This window comes from Paenibacillus sp. LK1 (assembly GCF_002750415.1).
Classification (GTDB): domain Bacteria; phylum Bacillota; class Bacilli; order Paenibacillales; family Paenibacillaceae; genus Paenibacillus; species Paenibacillus taichungensis.
Map to the genome: position 1 here is coordinate 787810 of NZ_PEII01000001.1, position 21040 is coordinate 808849.

Consider the following 21040-nt stretch of genomic DNA (forward strand, 5'->3'; position numbering starts at 1 on the left):
TGTCTTATTTTCAAATAGGTGGGGTGCTGAAAATCAACACCTCATGTCAATTCGTGTACTGACCATACAATACCGTTCGTTGCTCCAATCCCCAAGTTCAGAGTAATCGTTAATCCATTCGCTGCGTAAAACAACCCGATCACATCGCCTGCGTTCAGCGTAACCTGTGCTGCTAGCGTTACGGCTCCACTACCAAGCACTGCCCGCAACGTAAGTAGCGTTACGCTGATATTCAGGATCGGCAATAGTCCATTGACCAATGTAGTCGTAGTGGGGGATGTTCTTTGCACCAGAAACGCTGGATTGACCCCAGCACCCAATGAGATGGCAATTGCGGCAGTTGTAGAAAAATTGATTGTTGCCACAATCGAGTAGGTCCCAGTATTGGGCGCCGTGTAATTGCCTGTAGTTGCATTAAAATTTGCATTACCATAGTAGGGACTTGCTGTGCTCCAGTTGGTTAACTGTGCACTGGTTGTTGTTGATAGATTAGCCAAAAATGCAGAAAATCCTTGTGCAGCTAGATTGGGCCCTGATGCACCCGTAGCCCCTGTGGATCCAGTAACTCCAGTCGCCCCGGTAGCCCCAGTTGCGCCTGTTGTTCCCGTTCCCGTTGCTCCTGTCGCACCAGTTGCACTCGTTACACCCGTTGCACCAGTAGCCCCAGTCGTTCCGGTTCCTGTGACCCCTGTCACACCAGTTACACCAGTAGGCCCCGTTGCACCTGTAGCTCCCGTTGCTCCGGTTCCTGTTGCCCCTGTCACACCAGTTATACCTGTTAAACCCGTCGCGCCTGTAGCTCCTGTCGTTCCTGTTCCCGTTGCTCCGGTAGCTCCAGTAAGACCCGCTGCACCTGTGGCTCCCGTAGCTCCGGTTCCGGTTGCCCCTGTCACACCAGTTATACCTGTTAAACCCGTCGCGCCTGTAGCTCCTGTTCCCGTTGCTCCGGTAGCTCCAGTAAGACCCGCTGCACCTGTGGCTCCCGTAGCTCCGGTTCCGGTGGCTCCTGTCGCACCAGTTACCCCAGTAAGCCCTGTTGCACCTGTCACTCCAGTAAGACCTGTTGCTCCAGCAGCTCCTGTTATTCCTGTTCCCGTGGCGCCTGTTACACCTGTTAAACCCGTTGCGCCGGTGGCTCCAGTAAGACCCGTTGCTCCGGTAGCTCCTGTTGTTCCCGTTCCGGTTTCACCTGTCGCACCTGTTACTCCAGTAAACCCCGTTGCACCAGTAGCTCCCGTTGTTCCTGTTCCGGTGGCACCTGTCACACCTGTTGCACCTGTAAATCCTGTTGCGCCGGTTGCACCAGTTACTCCAGTAAGACCCGTTCCACCTGTGGATCCTGTTGTTCCTGTTCCCGTTGCACCTGTCGCACCTGTTACCCCAGTTGAACCCGTCGCGCCGGTGGCGCCGGTGATTCCTATTCCGGTTGCACCAGTCACACCTGTAAATCCTGTGGCGCCAGTTGTACCGGTTGCACCTGTCGCACCAGTAAGTCCCGTCGCGCCTGTGGCTCCTGTCGTTCCGGTTCCGGTTGTACCTGTTTCACCAGTTACTCCAGTAAGCCCCGTTGCTCCCGTGGCCCCTGTAGCTCCCGTTCCGGTGGCACCTGTCTCACCTGTTACCCCAGTAAGACCCGTTGCTCCGGTAGCTCCGGTGACTCCAATTCCTGTTGCTCCAGTCACACCTGTTTCACCAGTAAGTCCCGTTGCACCTGTAGCTCCCGTTGTTCCCGTTCCGGTGGCACCTATCTCACCTGTTACTCCAGTAAGCCCCGTTGCACCAGTGGCTCCAGTTGTTCCCGTTCCGGTTTCGCCTGTCGCACCTGTTACTCCAGTTGAACCCGTCGCGCCTGTGGCGCCGGTAGCTCCCGTTGTTCCTGTTCCGGTGGCACCTGTCTCACCTGTTACACCTGTTAAACCCGTCGCACCTGTAGCTCCAGTTGTTCCGGTTCCAGTGGCACCTGTCTCACCGGTTATACCCGTAGATCCTGTGGGTCCGATGGCTCCTGTTGTACCAGTTACTCCGGTTACGCCTGTCGCACCAGTAAGTCCCGTCGCGCCTGTGGCTCCTGTCGTTCCGGTTCCCGTTGCACCTGTTTCACCAGTTACTCCAGTAAGCCCCGTTGCTCCCGTGGCCCCTGTAGCTCCCGTTCCGGTGGCACCTGTCTCACCTGTTACCCCAGTAAGACCCGTTGCTCCGGTAGCTCCGGTGACTCCAATTCCTGTTGCTCCAGTCACACCTGTTTCACCAGTAAGTCCCGTTGCACCTGTAGCTCCCGTTGTTCCCGTTCCGGTGGCACCTATCTCACCTGTTACTCCAGTAAGCCCCGTTGCACCAGTGGCTCCAGTTGTTCCCGTTCCGGTTTCGCCTGTCGCACCTGTTACTCCAGTTGAACCCGTCGCGCCTGTGGCGCCGGTAGCTCCCGTTGTTCCTGTTCCGGTGGCACCTGTCTCACCTGTTACACCTGTTAAACCCGTCGCACCTGTAGCTCCAGTTGTTCCGGTTCCAGTGGCACCTGTCTCACCGGTTATACCCGTAGATCCTGTGGGTCCGATGGCTCCTGTTGTACCAGTTACTCCGGTTACGCCTGTCGCACCAGTAAGTCCCGTCGCGCCTGTGGCTCCTGTCGTTCCGGTTCCCGTTGCACCTGTTTCACCAGTTACTCCAGTAAGCCCCGTTGCTCCCGTTGCACCAGTTGTTCCCGTTCCGGTGGCACCTGTCTCACCTGTTACCCCAGTAAGACCCGTTGCTCCGGTGACTCCAATTCCGGTTGCTCCAGTCACACCTGTTTCACCAGTTACACCTGTTAAACCCGTTGCACCAGTTGTTCCCGTTCCTGTTGCACCTGTCGGACCAGTTGCACCAGTAGAGCCTGTCGTTCCTGTTCCCGTTGCTCCTGTCACTCCGGTTACACCAGTTGAACCCGTCGCACCTGTGACTCCCGTAGCTCCGGTTCCGGTGGCGCCTGTCTCACCAGTTACTCCAGTAAGACCCGTTGCTCCGGTAGCTCCTGTTGTTCCCGTTCCGGTGATGCCTGTCGCACCTGTTTCACCCGTTGAACCCGTCGCTCCTGTTACTCCAGTAAACCCCGTTGCACCAGTAGCTCCTGTTGTTCCCGTGGCTCCTGTCACTCCGGTTACACCAGTTGAACCCGTCGCACCTGTGACTCCCGTAGCTCCGGTTCCGGTGGCGCCTGTTGCACCAGTTACCCCAGTAAGACCCGTTGCTCCGGTAGCTCCTGTTGTTCCTGTTCCGGTGGCACCTGTCTCACCTGTTGCACCTGTAAATCCTGTTGCGCCGGTGGCCCCAGTTGTTCCTGTCCCGGTTGCACCTGTCACACCTGTTGCACCTGTAAGACCAGTTTCACCAGTAAACCCTGTTGCTCCGGTTCCGGTTGCGCCTGTCGCACCAGTTTCACCACTAGACCCTGTCGTACCTGTGGCTCCGGTAGCGCCTGTCACACCTGTTGCACCTGTAAATCCTGTTGCGCCGGTGGCCCCAGTTGAACCCGTTGCACCAGTAGTTCCTGTTGTTCCCGTTCCGGTTTCGCCTGTTGGACCAGTTACCCCAGTAGACCCTGTCGTACCTGTGGCTCCGGTAGCTCCCATGACTCCAATTCCGGTTGCTCCAGTCACACCTGTTTCACCAGTAAGCCCCGCTGCACCTGTCACACCAGTTTCANTCCGGTGGAACCTGTCGCACCAGTTACACCTGTTGAACCCGTCGCGCCGGTTGCACCAGTTTCACCAGTAAACCCTGTCGTACCTGTGGCTCCGGTAGCGCCTGTCACACCTGTTGCACCTGTAAATCCTGTTGCGCCGGTGGCCCCAGTTGTTCCTGTTCCGGTGGAACCTGTCGCACCAGTTACACCTGTTGAACCCGTCGCGCCGGTTGCACCAGTTTCACCAGTAAACCCTGTCGTACCTGTGGCTCCGGTAGCGCCTGTCACACCTGTTGCACCTGTAAATCCTGTTGCGCCGGTGGCCCCAGTTGTTCCTGTTCCGGTGGAACCTGTCGCACCAGTTACACCTGTTGAACCCGTCGCGCCGGTTGCACCAGTTTCACCAGTAAACCCTGTCGTACCTGTGGCTCCGGTAGCGCCTGTCACACCTGTTGCACCTGTAAATCCTGTTGCGCCGGTGGCCCCAGTTGAACCCGTTGCACCAGTAGTTCCTGTTGTTCCCGTTCCGGTTTCGCCTGTTGGACCAGTTACCCCAGTAGACCCTGTCGTACCTGTGGCTCCGGTAGCTCCCATGACTCCAATTCCGGTTGCTCCAGTCACACCTGTTTCACCAGTAAGCCCCGCTGCACCTGTCACACCAGTTTCACCTGTTAAACCCGTTGCGCCGGTGGCCCCAGTTGCTCCGTTTCCGGTTGCACCTGTCTCACCAGTTACTCCTGTAAGACCCGTTGCTCCTGTAGCTCCAGTTGTTCCTGTTCCGATGGCGCCTGTCGCACCTGTTATACCCGTAGATCCTGTGGCTCCGGTGGCCCCAGTCGTTCCCGTCCCGGTTGCGCCTGTCTCACCTGTTACCCCAGTAGATCCTGTCGTACCTATGGCTCCTGTAGTTCCAGTAGCCCCGGTGACTCCTATTCCAGTTGCTCCAATCACACCTGTTGCACCTGTCACACCAGTTATACCAGTTAAACCCGTCGCGCCGGTGGCTCCGGTTATTCCCGTTCCCGTTGATCCTGTCGTACCGGTGACCCCAGCTAAGCCCGTCGTACCTGTCGCTCCCGTTGCGCCGGTTGCACCAGTTACCCCATCAAGCCCCGTTCCTCCGGTTACACCCGTTGATCCCGTCACGCCGGTGGCTCCAGTTGTTCCTATTCCGGTGGCACCTGTCACACCTGTTACCCCAGTAGATCCTGTCGCGCCGCTGGTTCCTGTTGTTCCCGTTGATCCTGTCGTACCGGTTATCCCAGCTAAGCCAGTCGCACCTGTCGTTCCCGTTGCCCCGGTTGCACCAGTTACCCCATCAAGCCCCGTTACTCCAGTAGCCCCAGTCACACCTGTATTACCTGTAACACCTGTTGTGCCCATTGCTCCAACGGCTCCAGTTGCTCCAGTCGAACCTGTAACGCCTGTAATTCCGGTCACTCCAGGATCGCCGGTCACACCAGTTATACCCGTAGATCCTGTTGTACCAGTGGCCCCAGTCGTTCCTGTTCCAGTTGCTCCGGTCGTACCGGTTATCCCAGTAAGACCCGTCGCGCCGGTGGCTCCCGTAGCTCCTGCGCTTCCGATAGCTCCAGTTGCCCCAGTCACACCTGCGGTACCTGTAACGCCTGTTTCTCCATGATCGCCTGTGGACCCAGTTATACCTGTCGTACCCGTCACTCCTGTGTTACCCGTTACTCCCGTAGCTCCCATTCCAGTTACGCCGGTTACACCTGTTGTGCCCATTGCTCCCACGGCTCCGGTAGCTCCGGTCGAACCTGTATTACCTGTCACTCCGGTCACCCCAGGATCGCCCATCGCTCCTGTTACCCCTGTCGAGCCTGTTGCACCTGTGACTCCTGGATCACCATTAATTCCAGTTGCACCTGTCACACCAGTTACGCCTGAGATTCCGTTTGACCCAGTTGCCCCTGTACTTCCTGTAACTCCCCGGTCACCAGTTTTACCTATTACTCCAGTCAATCCTGTTATTCCTATCAAGCCAGTAGCTCCCGTACTCCCCATCTTACCTGCTAATCCCATAGCTCCTGTGGTTCCCGTAGCTCCAATCGCTCCTGTCTTTCCTTGAACCCCTCTATATCCCCTCGGTCCACGAAGCACACGACATCTGGATCTGAGTGCTCTTTTCTTTTTTAGCGTAAGCTTCTTTTTAGATTTACATTTGACTTTTCCTTTTTTAGAAACGTGAGTGCCTGCTTTTTTTAATTTGCGTCTGGTTGTACTGATGGAGGACATTTTGCGCTCCTTTTTGGATATATAGCTCACAAGAAAATCCCCCCTCCTTGTACACCGTATCAATTCTCCGCTTTTGCAATACTACACTCTATGTCTAGGACAGGTCTTGTGCACCGCCCATTAATGAAGTCATATCACCATGCATCATTTGGGTTTAGGTCGTAAGCATTAACCGAGTCATAAAGTATTTTAATTATTGATTGATCAATTACAATTGAACATAACACAATTATTTCTTTTGCAGCTCATCTATCGTCTGTGTAATCCCTTCTTCAAAAGAAGTCATCTTCACCGGCCCAATGGTGGCCTCGTATTTCGTTTTACTCAACACCAGCGGTTCTTCTGTCAAATATAACATTTCAACAATTTCTTTCATTACCGGTACGGCCAATCCAAGCAGCGAAAGTCCTGTTTTGCCAAGGGCTATGACCGGTTTCGCTTTACCCGCGGCCTGTCGTGCAATACGTACGATTTCCTTGCCCGATATTACGCCAGCACCAGGAATATTCCAGTTCTGCCCGTAGGCATCATCTCTGCTCGCCAACTCCACAACCATGACCGCCGCATCTGGCAAATAGACATATTCTCGTGGCGTTTTCATAGTTCCGATAAAAAAAGTCATTTTCCCTTCCGCTATTGCTTCAAGCGTAGACCCCAGGTATGAAGCCTGATTGGCAGTAGGGCCATAATAATCAGGCAATCGAACAATCATCACTTGCGCTTTACACCATTGACCGCTAAATAACATCTGCTCAAAGGCAAGTCGAGTTTTGCCTTTTCGAGTATGCGGCTGCTTTGGATGTTCTTCAGTCACTTCTTTCATTTGTCTTCTTCCATAAGGATAAATCCCGTCAATGACGACCACCTTCAGGCCCAGTTGTTCTGCCGCCTCCATAACGGATTCACCCAAAGGGATCAGCTTACTCTCCATTTCGTTATAAGGTACATTCGCACAGTGAAACATTACATCAGCTCCTAGTGAAGCAGCTACTATATCATCAGGTCGGAACGCATCTCCCACAGCGATTTGAAGGTAATCAGGGGAACCAAGCTTTACCGCAAGTTGCTCCAGTTTTTGACGTGAGCGACCAAAAATGGTTGTAGAAATGCCACGTTTAATCAATTCCTCTGTAATTGCTGCGCCCGTTCCACCTGTTGCCCCAACTACGATTGCTCTGTTCATTTCATCTCAACCTCTTTCTCTCAATTAGTTATTGATCAATTACTTACTTAAACACAATATAACGTATATTTAGTGATTGATCAATAACTAAAATGCAAAAAGGGATTCTTCCCTTTCTATCTATCCATAAGCTCTGGCATATGCAGTGAGGTAGATATATTACATAACATGCCAATTGCCAGGAATATTAACGTTCTTTGCTTTGGATTGGCACTGCCTGCTGCTGTGAAAGCTTCCAATACCATATCTCGCACCTCAGTGAACCCTTTTTGCATGGCTTGACGGATGACTTCCTCCTGAATCGTCTGAGCCTGCATTTGCAGCAAAATTTCGTTCTTGTGAGATTTAAGAATCTCCTCATAGGCTTCTGTTAACTCGTTCTCCAATTGATCTGGAGTAGCTGTCTCCACCACCCCTCGGAATGAATCAATTACTCGCGTCCAAGATACCTCCAGCGCTGTTAGAAGCAAAGCCTCTTTACTTTTAAAAAAACGAAAGATATACGGTTGCGAAATATTTGCCCTTTCTGCTACTTGAGCTGTGGTCGCCCGAAAATAGCCGATTTCAGCAAACACCTCAATCGCTGCGGATATGATATCACTACGTCGATTAACCGACACCGCTGCATCTTTAGCCATGGTAATCACGCCTCCATTCATTAGTAATTAATTGATCAATAGCTTGAAGTATATAGGAAAGTCTAATGAATTGCAAAGAGACTCATCACTCTAATCCAGGATAAACTGAACCGACTCGTGCAGCGCTCCCACATGCTATTATCGTCCGGCAGGAAATCGATATATAGTTACTTAATTGGATAACCTACACCTACGGAACTAAGAAGACTTTCGCTTTGGAATAGATGGATTTATCTTCTCATGACTACCCTGTTGCAAAATCAAAATACTCATGATATATTAATTGAGCCATCAATGATTGATGCATCAAATATTGATACGTCAAAGATTAACTTAGCAGATTTCACTGAATAAGCAATGGCACTGTATAATGGCACTTTATGTATTTTGTTCACATAAGCCGTTGTTCATGGTCGAGATTCACCCGGGAGGTCTAGTCATGACACGTATTGTTTCCAAAGAAGAGCAGATTATCAATCTGCTGAACGTACTGGGGAATAAAATTAGTCCCAAATTCGAACGCTGTACTGGTATCAGTTCCTCTCGCTTTGAGATTTTGCATGAGTTGGATCAGGTGGACGAGATTAACCAGTCCATGCTCCAGAAAATCATCAACATCGATAGTGCTGCAATCACACGTCACTTGAAACAGCTTGAGGCGGACCTGATGGTCACGAGACGTAAAAATCCCGATGATAACCGGGTAACGTTTGTTCGTCTGACGGACCATGGTCGGAAGCAGATTGAAGGCTACAAGGCAGAGAAAACCAATTATATTAACCAGATTTTACAGGGGTTCAACGAAGATGAAGTTTACGCTCTCGCCGATTTCCTGGAACGAATGCAAAACAATTTCTAAACCCATATATAGAGGAGAGAATCATACATGAGTACATTCCAAAGCACTTTTCAAAAGACAAATGATTTTAACGAAATTACTTACGGCCGCCGGTCTGTAAAACTATATGATCCTGAAGTCAAAATCAGCCGTGAAGAAATGACAGAAATTCTGTCAGAAGCTTCTCGCGCCCCATCTTCCATCAATTTGCAACCTTGGCGTTTTCTCGTTGTAGATACGGCTGAAGGCAAAGAAAAGCTTGCTCCTCTCGCCAGATTCAACCAAAATCAGGTTTTGACTTCCGCAGCAGTCGTTGGTGTATTTATTGATATGAACAATGTCGAGTACATGGACGAAATTTTTGGTAAAGCGGTAGAGCTTGGTTATATGCCACAGGAAGTCAAGGATATGCAGCTCAAAACTGTAATGCCTTATTACGAAAATATGCCCACTTCCGCTCTTCGCGATGTCAATCTGATTGACGCCGGTCTGGCTTCCATGCAATTGATGCTCGCTGCACGTGCTCATGGTTATGATACTAACCCAATCGGTGGTTATGAGAAAGATCAAATTGCTGAAGCATTCGGTATGGATAAAGATCGTTACCAACCCGTTATGCTGATCTCGATCGGTAAATCGGCCAAAGAAGGTCACCCTTCCTACCGTCTGCCTGTTGAGACAATTACGACTTGGGCATAATATCAGTCAATGTTTTACGTGCTCCAGCACCAGTTACATTTCAAACAATAACAACATTCTAAATACACTAATGGAGGTTGAATATTATGATTATCATTCACGCTCACTTGCAAGTTAAACCAGACCAGGAACAAGCTTTTTTGGAAGCTACAAAAGTGCTGATCCCTGCAACACGTAATGAAGAAGGCAACATCAGCTATGATCTCGCCAAAAGTACTGAACGCGAACATCACTACACGATGATTGAGCTGTGGAAAGACGAAGCCGCTACAGCTTCCCATAATGCAAGCGCCCATTTCCAGGCTTTCGTTCAACAAGCAGCAGCATTCATGGCCGCTCCAATGAACGTTGAAGTATTCGCTGGAGAAGCGGTTAAACGCTAAAACATGAGCCTTACACTAATTAATTAAGCAGACCGACGAGATCGTCGGCTTGTGAAAAAGAAACCGCTCCTCGTCATGCTGACGGTGAGCGGCTTTTTTGATATTGAACGAAGATTTTTATGATGACCATTTTAGTTTGTGTATTTTATTTGGTGTATAGATGCTTCATCAGCTCACGGTTTTTCTGCGTGAACAAGTCATTGTGTGAGGAAACCATTCCATGTGTATTGGCTTCGGGTGTTACGTATAGTTTGGCTTTGTTCACGGCATTGGCTGCGTCCTGGAACGCTCCTGCGATCAAATGAAGCTTCCCTTCATGATGCAAAATATCTCCCGCAGCAAAAATGCCCGGAACAGATGTTTCGCTGACTGGTGTGCCTGCGATCCAATGATCCTTCATATCAATTTTAATATGACTATTCACCAGCAATTCCTTGTCCCGCTCATAACCGTAGTTAATGATGACCTCATCCACGGCCAGCTCCAATGAAGCTCCGTCCTCATTACGTTTCAGCACAACTGTCTCAATCTGTTGATGATCGTCTGTAGCGACCAGCTTCTCAATCGTTGTATTAAGCAGGCATTCGACTGAACTGTTCTCAAGACGTGATATTTCAGCTTCATGACCTTTCAGCGTATCTTTCCGATACGTTAAAAAGACTTGTTTGGCAATAAGGGCTAGCTCGTTCGCCCAATCAATTGCCGCATTACCACCACCCGAGATCAGAACCGTTTTATCCTTGAAGCGGGAGAGCGATTTGACTGTATAATGTAAGTTCGTAACCTCGAAACGTTCTGCACCTTCAATTTCCAGTTTAATCGGTTTCAGAATTCCTCCACCAATAGCTAAAATCACAGTTTTGGAGTAATGTTTTTCCTCAGAAGCGGTGTGCAGTACGAAGTGTCCTTGCTCATCCTTGGATATGGACGTGACCTTTTCTCCAAGAACAACCTCTGGCTGGAAAGTCAGCCCCTGATTGACCATTTGTTCGATTAGTTGTGCGCCCGGAACGGGTTGTAATCCCCCTATATCCCAGATCATTTTTTCAGGATACACATGCACCTTACCGCCCAGATAGGGCTGAAATTCAATGATTTTGGTTTTCATTTCACGCAAACCGCTATAAAAAGCTGAAAATAATCCGGCAGGCCCACCACCAATAATCGTTACATCAAACACTTCATGATCTTTCATCTTGAATACCCTCATTTCCGAATTGGTTTGTTCCAACATTCTTCAATTTATTCCTGCATGGTTAGAACGGCCGAGGACGCATCGAGAGAAAAAAGAGCTTTTATTGTATTCATCTCAGTCAACCTTCCAACCTTTTTATAATAATGATTCTCATTATCATTTAATACTATAGCAAGGATTATTGAAAATGCGAATGCACAAATCACCAATTTGGGATGTACTATTGTCTAATGGAGGCTTAATCAAGATGCATGTATTCCGAAGGAGAAACACCAAATTTACTTTTAAAAATTCGACTGAAATAGAGCGGATTGGTATAACCAACACTGATCGCAACATCGCGAATCAAATAACTACCTGATTTCAGCAGCTCTCCTGCCCTCTCCATGCGATAATGGATGACATAGTCAATTGGGCGGAATCCTGTGTATTTGTGAAAAAAGTATGAGAAACGCTTTGAACTCATGCCATGTAACTCTGCTAGCTCATCCAGTGTCAGCAGATTCATGTAATGTCCATGTATATAAGAGATGGCTTGCTCAATCACCTTTTCACTCGGCGAAGTTCCACTTTCCCGTTGACTGCAGCCTGTAAAAACCTGAACCATGATGCTCAAAAATAATTCTTTGACTCGCAGTTTGCCAATTCCCCCTTGTGCGTGCAATTGTTCCTGCAGCATGACCAGTAATTCAACAACCCTTGGATTGGCACCGGATTCCAATTTGAAATGAGAGTCGCATTCCTGAACACTGTCGCCCTTTTCCAATTGGTCAAAACTATAAAACAGTAAATAATATTCATACTCCGAATGGCCTTTCACTTGTGAGTCCAGCTGCATGCCAGGTGCTGCATGAAAAACAGACCCGGGCTGTAACTCGTATAACGTTCCATCTACTGACATACTGGCTTCTCCCCGTACCACAAAAAGAAATCCATGATTTAATGTTCTGAATTCACGCAATATACTTTTGGGTTGCAAAACCAATCGATTGATTCCATCTATTTTATAAGAATAATCTGCAAATATTGAAGCTAATTGGCCCACATCTGTCATGGTAATTCCACCTATCTTTTAGAATCGGTTTAAACTGTGCCTATTTTATCTTATCACACAAATCAAGTCATATTTGGTTGCCTGAGTTCACCCTCCACCGTCCAAAACTACAAACAAAGGCCATCCCTTGTCTTGACGACAAAAAGATAGCCTGATTAGCTAAGTATTGAATTAGTCTAAAACTTTTTTAGATTATTTCTTCAATAATAAATAGACAAAATACGGCACACCGATTAGGGAGACCATAATTCCAGCTGCAATTCCATCAGGATCAACCAGGTTGCGCCCAACCGTATCGGCAATTAATAGAAGCCAGCCTCCAAGCAGAACGGCAACAGGAATAAATAACGAATTACGTGGACCGACCAGCGCTTTGGCGATGTGTGGAGCCATCAAACCGATAAACGCGATCCCTCCCGTAACCGATACAGCAGATGCGGCGGCTGCAACAGCAATCACCATGAGTACCAAGCGTTCCCGCTCAAGCTTCAAACCCACTCCGATCGCTGTTTCTTCGTTCAGCCCCATCAGATCAAGCCGTCTGGTTCTGAACAAAGTAAGCGGGATTAACACAATCAGCCAAGGCAGCAAAGCCCATATGAATGGCCAGTCTGCCCCCCATATGTTTCCGGATATCCATTTGGCAATAAAGTCGACCTTGGAACGCTCCGCGGAAGAGATAATGACGATCATGATGCCTGACAGCGCCATCGAGAATCCAACCCCGACCAGCACCATTTTTATGGGATCAAGTCCCTTGGTCCGACTATAGGAGAACAGATAGATGAGCGCCGCAGTTAGTAATGCACCGATAAAAGCAGCTAACGGCAACATATAAACGAACGTGCCCGCTTCAATCGGGAAATACAGAAAGAAGATCGCAACAGCAACACCTGCACCTGAATTGATTCCGATGATGCCTGGATCGGCCAAATCATTACGCGTAATACTTTGCAAAATAGAGCCTGACAGCGCAAGCGCCATACCAGCTAGTAATGTAATAAAAATTCGAGGTAATCGGACCGAAAACAGAACAAAGTCTTCTTTGAATGTGCCTTGGCCAAATAACACCGGAATTACCCTTTTGAAAGACAACGAGGAATAACCCCAGCTCATACCTACCACAGCCGTGATGAGGATCAGCAGCAAACACACGAGCAGAATCAGTCGTTGTTTGCGAATTCGCGCAGACATTGTCATGAGAATGCTTTGCCCCCTCTACGCACAACGAACAGGAAGAAAGGTAAACCAAGCATGGAAGCAATGGCGACCACCGGTGTTTCGTAAGGTGCATTTATCGTTCGACCCAGTGTTTCGGCAAGCAGCATAAACGATGCTCCGGCAAAAATGGATACGGGTATAATATATCGATAGTCCGTGCCTACCAATTTACGGACAATATGCGGGATCATTAAGCCGACAAAGGCCATATTTCCGATCAATGCAACCGACGCTCCGGTAAGTACGATGACCAGCAGGAACAGAACAGTTTTGACGAGTACAAGCTTCTGCCCCAGTCCAGTCGCCACCTCATCGCTCAGGCTAAGAATGTTGATCTGGTTGGAAAGAAACGGAACTACAGCTAAACCAATCAGTATGACAGGCGCAATAGCTTGAATCTGCCCCCATGTCGTTCCGATGAGTCCTCCCGAAGTCCACATGGATACATCCTTGGAAATTTTGAAAAAGATACTGATACCATCCGAGATGGCATACATAAAAGCGGATACCGCTGCCCCAGCCAGCACTACCCGAATTGGAGACAAGCTCCCCCTCCGCATCGAGCCAAGCACAATAACCAAAACTGCTCCAAGTGCAGCACCAACAAAACAAGCAACCATAATTCCAAAATATCCGAGTGATGGCATAAAAACAAAAGCCAGGGCGAGTGCCATATTGGCCCCTGAAGTCAGACCAAGCAGTCCAGGATCAGCCAGCGGATTGCGAGTAATTCCTTGCATGATGCCTCCAGAGACGGCGAGAGCCGCTCCAATCAGCATGGCAGCGAGTTCCCGTGGAAGTCTGATCTCTCGCAGAATAAGAATATTATCGTTCTTCGTCGCAGAGATCAAGGTCAGCCACAGATTGCGAAATGTCGTTTCTTCTGCGCCAAACATCATGGCGATGATGAAACACACGATAAGTACGAGTACACTACCCAGCAGCTTGGTTGCAAACCGAAAAGGAAGTCGTTTATTTTTCATCGCGTTCAAGGTTTACTTGCCAAGAAAATGTTCGATAAAGAATTCCAGCTGGTATTCCATGCTCAGTGGATCATTGAAGTAAAATGCCTTGGCATCCGCTTCGAATACTCGATTATTTTTCACCGCATCAATATTTTTGTATGTTTCGGTATTTTGGAACGAATTGTCCTCATCGGCATTTTTACTGAATATTACATAGTCTCCCATGTAGTCTTTCAGTACTTCGTTCGATACAGCAAAGAATCCGTCTTTCTTGGTAGCTTCCTTGACCTTATCTGGCATGCCTAAACCGAATTGATCATACAGTATTTCCGTTCCACGTCCGAATTTCTCGCCATAAACATAAAGTTGTTTATTGAACGTTTCAATAACGGATACAGTCGCATTCGCGCCAATTTTAGCTTTGATTTCTTCCCCTACTTTTTTGCTTCGAGCGTCAAAATCTTCAACCCAAGCCTGTGCTTCTTTTTCTTTGTTCACAAGTTTTCCGATCTCCAGTTGTTGCTTGAGGAAGTCCACCTTACCATATGTATAGGTGACTGTTGGAGCAATTTGCTTCAGCTTGTCTACGTTCTTGATATCAGACAGGCCGATAATTAGATCTGGGTTCAATTCAATAATTTTCTCCAGACTTTCATCGGTAACCGCCTCTGTATTCGCTAGTTTATCTTTGAAATTTGGGTTCTCCTTGGACATTTCATCCACACCGACCAGCGGTACATCCAGTGCCATCACGTTTCCTGTCAGGAATCGGGTCAGCACAACCACACGTTGCGGGTGGGAGGGAACTTCCACAGGACCTGTCTCCGATTGATAAGTGAACGTGCCTGAATCTGACTCGGATGAAGAACCTGCTGAATCCGTGTTCGAAGAATTGGATTCGTTGGATGTAGTTGCATTCTCCGTTGTATCTTTGGCTGAGTTGCTTCCACAAGCGCTAAGCAATAATACCAGAACTAATATAAATGGAACAAAAAGCTTTCTCATTAGATGACTCTCTCCCTTTTCTCTTTGAATATGAAAATCATTCTCATTACAATAGCTAATTATAGGCATGCAGGATGAACCTAACCATGCCTTTTTGTTTGAGAAAACCTTTGGATTATTGGATGGCATTCCATAAGGATACAGCCCGTCCGAGCTGCAAACGAATGGAAACCGGATTGTAGGGTATCCACTCTTCCTGCTCCAGATGATAGATCCGATTTCGCTTCACTGCCTCAAGCCCTTTCCAGTATTCCGAGTTAAATATACCCTCTGAATGAGCCTTTGACCCTTTTTCATCTGGAAAAACAATGACGAGCATACGAGTTCCCTCGTAATCCTGAAGTTGCGACAGTTGGATAGTAATCGAATGAAATTGGTCTCCAAGCCTCTCTATTTCCTGGGCAATCTTGGCCGAAGGTCGTAATCCGAGCGATTGATACATCACATATCCGACATTTCTAATTCCATATATTTGTAAGGTATCCGGTTTTATGACGAGAATGGTCAGTGTCTCATTCACAATCGGGCTTGTTTGAATTGCTTCACGTGCCTGCTGTTCTTCCCTTTCAAAGTCTGCCAGCCATTGTTCTGCCTTCTCCAATCTTTGAATTGCCTGTGCGATAAACCGCAGATGTTCTTTCCATCCAAGCTCCATCCACGCAATTTCAACAATAGGAGCGATGGATCTTAGACGTTCAGAACTTAATCCGTTCATATGTAGATGCTGATTTGCTGCAATGATGAGCTCAATATTAGCATCTAGTAATACGGACTTTATTTGTTCAGGTGAACTGTCAGAATGGATAAAATGTATCGTTTGAGGTGGGCTAACTCCCTCTGTGCTTACATATTCGCTGCTTTCTGAGATTACGACCGCTGGTTCCACTCCAAGTAACATTAGATGGCTTGCATAAGGTGCACACCACACAGCCACTTGTTGAGAAGGTCTGCGACGTGTGTAACCTGATGGACTCTCTCCTGTTTGCTGCTTGAAACGACGACTAAGATAGAATTCATCTTTATATCCTACCTTCAGCGCGATCTCACGAAGTGAAGCGGACCCACCAATCAATAACTCTTTGGCACGGTGAACACGCAAGCGTGAGAGATACTCATTCGGTGCGAATCCAGTTAGCTGCTTAAAAAGAGTGGAGTAGTGAGATCGACTGACCCCCGCAATTTCGGAAAGTCCTTCGGTTGTTATTTTCTCACTAAAATGGTTCTCCATAAATAAGATGCTGCGTTCCATAGACGGTTGCTCACTCGCAATATATTTTGCTTCCATTCGTTCCAAAAGACTCATCAGTACTTGATGAAACAGAATCTGGTTACGCATATGCCTGACTTCATTGCCAGGTAAACGATACATATAGAGCTCCTCAAGCTGAGCTGCAATCGTTGGTTCATAGAACTCAATAAGGGTTCCTGACGCAAGCACACTGGACCGCCCCATGGCTTGCACGGGCAGTGATCTCTTCTGTTCTTGTGTGCTGATGGATAGCGTGTATATATGAAGAGGATGCAACTGATTCCCCTGTATTACAACATCACTCTTCGCCGGAATAAGGATTACTATCCCATCGGTGAGTTCGTAGATGTGATCGTCGAGATGAAGTGAGCCCTTACCACTCGAAACAGCCAATAGAACGGTCAAGTTCTCATGGATTCTATGTATCGGCATGGTTGACGTACTATATAATGATTGAATGCTGTCTGCTGTATATATTGGAAAATAGGACTCTGCCCATTCCGAGTTGTTCATTTTCTTATTCCTCCGTGACTGTTATGCCTGTTAGCGGGAAACTAAAATAATCGTTCTGTTCTGGGGTCATTCAGTCCACTTACTGATGATGGGATGATGCCTGATAAACGGCTCTGCATGTTATTTTAACATTGTGGCTTCCTCCAGAATACTAGCGTTCAATTATAAATAGCTTTTACGATTGTCGCCATAAGTATGGCAAAAATTTCAACCGTATTCTACAACGCAAGTTACTTTTACATAATGGTCTCAAATAAAACATTCCATCCTATCCTTTTTTAACTCAAAGTTTAATCATGTTGCGGGGAGAGCTGATTCAGGCTGCGAACCCAAGAAGCCGTAAGCACCAGATTTCAGGTGTTCCTGGCATGAGAGCCTGGCAAGGTGGTAGCTATTTTGACGGAAAGCCCAAGCGACTCATCTGTTAAAATAACTACACAGTCTTATTCTCTGTTTACATTCAAAAAAAGGTGTGCTACATTATTTTTACGGATATAGAAATAACTACAGTTAGAAAAAAGGTGAATTTACGATGCTAGAAGAAAATGCGAATGTGCGTCAAGCTATTAAAGTGTACAAAGCGCTCGGAGAACCCACGAGAATCAAAATTGCCTTACTCCTTACGGAGGAGACAACTTTGTGTTGCTCGGATATCGAGTCTAAGCTGGAATCAGTGGCCAGCTCAACGCTTTCCCATCACTTGAAGCAATTGACAGACTGTGGACTGTTGAACCACCGCAAGGAAGGAACATATATCTACTACAGCGTAAACCGCGAAATGGCACAGAAATATGCGCCTTATTTGCTGGAGTAATTTTTTTTAAACATTATTTCTATAGAACTAGAAATATAAAACATTGAAGTATAGAGAGGAGCTTTACCAGTATGTCGAATGCATTGAAAATTTATATGCTGGCTATTATCAGCTTTCTAGTTGGGACATCCGAATATATTATTGCAGGGATTTTGGATAAGGTGGCTGCAGACGTAGGTGTCTCCGTATCGGTCGCAGGTCAGCTGATTACCGTTTTTTCTCTGGCCTATGCCTTCGGCACACCGATCGTCATAGCCGTCACTGCACGTATGGAGAGACGTAAACTTCTCCTTTATGCGCTTGGTGTATTTGCTGTAGGCAACCTGATTGCCGTCGCGTTACCCGGCTTTACATTCTTGCTCGTATCGCGTATTGTTCTCGCGATTAGTACCGGCGTGTTTCTCGTTACCTCATTGACGGTTGCTGCCAAGCTCGCTGCACCTGGCAAACAAGGAAGTGCTATTGCAACTCTTATAATGGGTTTCAGTGCCTCCTTAATTATCGGAGTTCCACTTGGAAGAGTCGCCGCTTCGGTTTATGATTGGAAGCTCATTTTCGGCGTTATCGGTCTACTAGGTTTGTTTGCCATGTTCTTAATCCTTATTGCTATTCCCCAATCCAATGGCGAGGCGCCTGTTCCGATTCGCAAACAGTTTGCACTGTTGAAGAAACCTGAAATTGCGATCGCGTTGGTTGTCGCCTTCATGTGGATTGGTGGATACTCTGTTGTTTACACCTATATTTCGCCCTACTTGCTGACCATAACCAAATTAAGCGAGCAAAGCGTAAGCATCGCACTCTTCTCTTTCGGTATCGCTAGCTTGTTTGGTTCTAAATTCGGCGGTTACAGCACCGATAGATGGGGAGCTCCCCGCACATTAGTCATCGGAATGCTGTTTAATACCATGGCTCTAGTTCTGCTCTCACTAGATGGACAATCGCCGTTGATCGTATTCCCACTTCTGATGTTTTGGTCTTTCACCGTTTGGTCTTCGAGCCCTACCCAGCAGTTTTATTTATTGTCACTTGCTCCAGAGGCATCGGGCATTATGCTTAGTATGAATACCTCCGTGTTGCATCTTGGCATGGCCGCTGGTGCTGGTCTTGGCGGTGTTGTCGTCGAGCAGGCATCACTGAGCTACATCAGTTGGATCGGCGCAACGAGCGTCATTCTGGCTGCTGTAACTGCTGCTACCTTCTTCCGTATTTCCTACTTGCGCAAACGCCGCGAAGAAGTAAAATGCAGCCTAGTCGAGACTTGTGCGTAATTCAAATCTCCCCAAAAAAACCAGGCTGCTAATTTACAGCACCCTGGTTTTTGTTTTTCTATTCAAGTCGGGTCAGGAATTTGTTTTTCTTCCCGTGGCGCAGCACGACAATTTCGTCATATAGTTAAGCATTTTGCCACTTAAAGACTCTGTAACTGTATAAAAGCAATCAAGTTGTCTCCTAATAAAAAAAGAACGGCATCTCTGCCGTTCTTTTTGATGGACTCTCAGGGACTCGAACCCTGGACCAATTGATTAAGAGTCAACTGCTCTACCAACTGAGCTAAGAGTCCATATGATGTTCTTGTATGGAGCCTAGGGGGATCGAACCCCTGACCTCATCGCTGCCAGCGATGCGCTCTCCCACGTAGTTCAGAAACACTACCATTTCCAGCATTAGATAGAAACTGCACAATGTCCAGTCTGAATTTAATATCAACCCCATCACGCATTACAGTGACAACATCGATGATACTTCTTAGCATAGTTTTCTTTTTTTCATCTGTTGTTTCTTTGAAAATATCAATCCAAACACTAATACTCTCAGCTAACTCTTTAATATCAGTAAGTTCCGATTTTTTAGTCTGCAAATCAATTTCTAACTTCCTTACTTGGGAATCTACTAGTTGTAATTCATTTTGTTTTTGTTCTATTAGTTCATTGAGCATTTCAGGTTTAAATGCACTCTTTCCCATAATACTTTTCGATATTTCAGATTTCAGGGCATTTATTTCTTCATAACACGATTCAAGTTCTTTGTTTTTATTATCAACCTGCTGTTTAATATAATTGTACTCATCTTGATTATAGTCTTTAGCATACTCTTGATAATCCATCTTTTTTAAATATGAAAGATAATTATCCACCTCTTCTAAGACTGTATCCTCTATTTTTGCTTGAGCGTACATTGTCTGACCTGCGCATTCAACCTTCTTCAGTGCTTTTCCACTGCATCTGTATACTGCTCTCTTCCATTTCTGAATGTCTCCATTAGCAAGAACATATTTCTTACTATTATATGTAGTTGTCAGTGGTGACCCACAATAGCCACATCGGATCATCCCAACAAGCAATAGCGGACTTTTAGTGCTATTTACTCTTGAGTAAGAATGGTTTTTAATATTCTCTACTGATCTAGAGCTCCTAAATGTTTGAATGTAATCAAAATCATCTTCCGGTATGATAACTAAGTGTGTTTGACATTTTTCGGGCATTGTCCATTCACTTTTATCTTTTGTAACAAAAACCCCTTCTTTTGACTTTCTTTTTCCATAAGCAGGATACCCTTTATAAATTGGGTTTCTTAATATGAAGTTTATCGCTCCTGTATTCCAATTGGAGCCAGTTGCAGTTTTAATTCCTCTCTCATTTAAATACTGAGATATTCTATTACTACCATAACCTTCATCTTTAACAAGATTAAATATTTCTCTGATCACAATAGCCTGATCTTTATTGATTTCAAGCATCATGAGTTCCTTTCCTTTTTTATTTAAGATTCCTGATTTCACTAATTTATATCCAAAAGGCGCGCTTCCACCTCTAAAAGCACCATCTTCAGCCATTTGCACATGTTTTTCATCTACACGCATGGAAGTTTTTTTTGATTCATTGTTTGACTGCCAGAAGCGAAGAAAGTTAGTGATATCATGGCTCTCATCCTTAAATTCTTGCTGTCCTTCTTTAACTGACCATACTTCAACTCCTTGAGTGGTAAACCATTTTATTAACATTGGTGTTTCATATGTTCTTCTTCCCAATCTATCAAACATAAAACATAGTAAAATGTCGTAATTTCCATTTTCAGCATCATATTTTGCTCTTTGTATTTCATCACGATCATCGTTTGATGTTTTATATCCAGATACACCTTTCTCCACATACTCTTTTACTAAAGTCCAACCTTTTGAATCTATAAATTCCATACAAGATCTTCTTTGCATTGGTATATCATTTCCATCCAACTGCCCTTTAGTCGAAACTCTGTAAAATGTTGCTACACGTAACTTACCTGCCATAATTAATCCCTCCAGTCACTCTTATGTACATCCATAATTATATAGCATTTTTACAATTGAGTAAACAAGTATTGACTACC

The 21040-nt window shown here is 46.6% G+C and carries 15 protein-coding genes and 1 tRNA gene; 5 read left to right on the forward strand and 11 right to left on the reverse strand.

Annotation, left to right across the window (positions count from 1 at the left end):
* Nucleotides 1–41 precede the first annotated feature (41 nt).
* The 3 genes from CS562_RS33675 to CS562_RS03605 form a co-directional block, all read right to left on the reverse strand.
* Entirely contained in the window at nt 42–3671 is a 3630-nt protein-coding gene (locus CS562_RS33675; protein ID WP_306553612.1) for a collagen-like protein, read from the reverse strand.
* 2475 nt (nt 3672–6146) lie between these two features.
* Complete coding sequence (locus CS562_RS03600) at nt 6147–7100, reverse strand: NAD-dependent epimerase/dehydratase family protein (RefSeq protein ID WP_099853614.1); 954 nt, start codon at nt 7098–7100, stop codon at nt 6147–6149.
* A gap of 116 nt (nt 7101–7216) precedes the next feature.
* The gene (locus CS562_RS03605) at nt 7217–7738 is read right to left on the reverse strand and encodes a TetR/AcrR family transcriptional regulator (RefSeq protein ID WP_099853616.1); all 522 of its coding nucleotides are present in this window, start codon (nt 7736–7738) and stop codon (nt 7217–7219) included.
* 439 nt (nt 7739–8177) lie between these two features.
* On the opposite strand from CS562_RS03605, the gene CS562_RS03610 reads away from it, so the two are divergent.
* From CS562_RS03610 to CS562_RS03620, 3 genes are all read left to right on the forward strand, one after another.
* Nucleotides 8178–8597: a MarR family winged helix-turn-helix transcriptional regulator gene (locus CS562_RS03610; RefSeq protein WP_099853618.1), complete on the forward strand. Its 420-nt coding sequence runs from the start codon at nt 8178–8180 to the stop codon at nt 8595–8597.
* Between the two features lie 27 nt (nt 8598–8624).
* The gene (locus CS562_RS03615) at nt 8625–9275 is read left to right on the forward strand and encodes a nitroreductase family protein (protein WP_099853620.1); all 651 of its coding nucleotides are present in this window, start codon (nt 8625–8627) and stop codon (nt 9273–9275) included.
* 86 nt (nt 9276–9361) lie between these two features.
* Nucleotides 9362–9658 carry a putative quinol monooxygenase gene (locus CS562_RS03620; protein ID WP_053783565.1) on the forward strand — a complete coding sequence of 99 codons (297 nt, stop codon included), beginning with the start codon at nt 9362–9364 and terminating at the stop codon, nt 9656–9658.
* 145 nt (nt 9659–9803) lie between these two features.
* Here the strand turns inward: CS562_RS03620 and CS562_RS03625 are convergent, their stop codons facing one another.
* The 6 genes from CS562_RS03625 to CS562_RS03650 form a co-directional block, all read right to left on the reverse strand.
* On the reverse strand, nt 9804–10853 hold the full coding sequence (locus CS562_RS03625; protein ID WP_099853725.1) for an NAD(P)/FAD-dependent oxidoreductase: 1050 nt from the start codon (nt 10851–10853) through the stop codon (nt 9804–9806).
* A gap of 238 nt (nt 10854–11091) precedes the next feature.
* Nucleotides 11092–11907, reverse strand: a complete 816-nt coding sequence (locus CS562_RS03630) for a helix-turn-helix domain-containing protein (protein ID WP_099853622.1) — start codon at nt 11905–11907, stop codon at nt 11092–11094.
* Between the two features lie 192 nt (nt 11908–12099).
* Nucleotides 12100–13107 (reverse strand): FecCD family ABC transporter permease, encoded by a 1008-nt coding sequence (locus CS562_RS03635; protein WP_099853624.1) that lies wholly within the window; start codon nt 13105–13107, stop codon nt 12100–12102.
* Nucleotides 13104–14111, reverse strand: a complete 1008-nt coding sequence (locus tag CS562_RS03640) for a FecCD family ABC transporter permease (protein WP_099853726.1) — start codon at nt 14109–14111, stop codon at nt 13104–13106. The genes CS562_RS03635 and CS562_RS03640 overlap by 4 nt, the downstream gene beginning before the upstream one ends.
* A 12-nt stretch (nt 14112–14123) precedes the next feature.
* Nucleotides 14124–15098 carry an iron-hydroxamate ABC transporter substrate-binding protein gene (locus tag CS562_RS03645; RefSeq protein ID WP_076289770.1) on the reverse strand — a complete coding sequence of 325 codons (975 nt, stop codon included), beginning with the start codon at nt 15096–15098 and terminating at the stop codon, nt 14124–14126.
* Nucleotides 15099–15213: 115 nt separating this feature from the next.
* A complete protein-coding gene (locus CS562_RS03650) occupies nt 15214–16860 on the reverse strand; it encodes an AraC family transcriptional regulator (RefSeq protein ID WP_099853626.1) in 1647 nt (548 codons plus the stop codon).
* A gap of 532 nt (nt 16861–17392) precedes the next feature.
* Here CS562_RS03650 and CS562_RS03655 point away from each other — a divergent pair.
* Both CS562_RS03655 and CS562_RS03660 read left to right on the forward strand, forming a co-directional pair.
* On the forward strand, nt 17393–17674 hold the full coding sequence (locus tag CS562_RS03655) for an ArsR/SmtB family transcription factor (RefSeq protein WP_099853628.1): 282 nt from the start codon (nt 17393–17395) through the stop codon (nt 17672–17674).
* 71 nt (nt 17675–17745) lie between these two features.
* Entirely contained in the window at nt 17746–18942 is a 1197-nt protein-coding gene (locus CS562_RS03660) for an MFS transporter (RefSeq protein WP_072735885.1), read from the forward strand.
* A gap of 220 nt (nt 18943–19162) precedes the next feature.
* Here the strand turns inward: CS562_RS03660 and CS562_RS03665 are convergent.
* Nucleotides 19163–19235: transfer RNA gene (locus CS562_RS03665), tRNA-Lys, on the reverse strand.
* Between the two features lie 45 nt (nt 19236–19280).
* Nucleotides 19281–20960, reverse strand: a complete 1680-nt coding sequence (locus tag CS562_RS03670) for a recombinase family protein (RefSeq protein ID WP_099853630.1) — start codon at nt 20958–20960, stop codon at nt 19281–19283.
* Nucleotides 20961–21040: the final 80 nt, after the last annotated feature.

Excerpts from the sequence above, each read along its gene's own strand:
- CS562_RS03640 (WP_099853726.1), bottom strand. The coding sequence starts at position 14,111 with ATGAAAAATAAACGACTTCCTTTTCGGTTTGCAACCAAGCTGCTGGGT.
- CS562_RS03620 (WP_053783565.1), top strand. The coding sequence starts at position 9,362 with ATGATTATCATTCACGCTCACTTGCAAGTTAAACCAGACCAGGAACAA.
- CS562_RS03650 (WP_099853626.1), bottom strand. The coding sequence starts at position 16,860 with ATGAACAACTCGGAATGGGCAGAGTCCTATTTTCCAATATATACAGCA.
- CS562_RS03645 (WP_076289770.1), bottom strand. The coding sequence starts at position 15,098 with ATGAGAAAGCTTTTTGTTCCATTTATATTAGTTCTGGTATTATTGCTT.
- CS562_RS03605 (WP_099853616.1), bottom strand. The coding sequence starts at position 7,738 with ATGGCTAAAGATGCAGCGGTGTCGGTTAATCGACGTAGTGATATCATA.
- CS562_RS03610 (WP_099853618.1), top strand. The coding sequence starts at position 8,178 with ATGACACGTATTGTTTCCAAAGAAGAGCAGATTATCAATCTGCTGAAC.
- CS562_RS03670 (WP_099853630.1), bottom strand. The coding sequence starts at position 20,960 with ATGGCAGGTAAGTTACGTGTAGCAACATTTTACAGAGTTTCGACTAAA.
- CS562_RS03655 (WP_099853628.1), top strand. The coding sequence starts at position 17,393 with ATGCTAGAAGAAAATGCGAATGTGCGTCAAGCTATTAAAGTGTACAAA.
- CS562_RS03625 (WP_099853725.1), bottom strand. The coding sequence starts at position 10,853 with ATGAAAGATCATGAAGTGTTTGATGTAACGATTATTGGTGGTGGGCCT.
- CS562_RS03660 (WP_072735885.1), top strand. The coding sequence starts at position 17,746 with ATGTCGAATGCATTGAAAATTTATATGCTGGCTATTATCAGCTTTCTA.
- CS562_RS03630 (WP_099853622.1), bottom strand. The coding sequence starts at position 11,907 with ATGACAGATGTGGGCCAATTAGCTTCAATATTTGCAGATTATTCTTAT.
- CS562_RS03600 (WP_099853614.1), bottom strand. The coding sequence starts at position 7,100 with ATGAACAGAGCAATCGTAGTTGGGGCAACAGGTGGAACGGGCGCAGCA.
- CS562_RS03635 (WP_099853624.1), bottom strand. The coding sequence starts at position 13,107 with ATGACAATGTCTGCGCGAATTCGCAAACAACGACTGATTCTGCTCGTG.
- CS562_RS03615 (WP_099853620.1), top strand. The coding sequence starts at position 8,625 with ATGAGTACATTCCAAAGCACTTTTCAAAAGACAAATGATTTTAACGAA.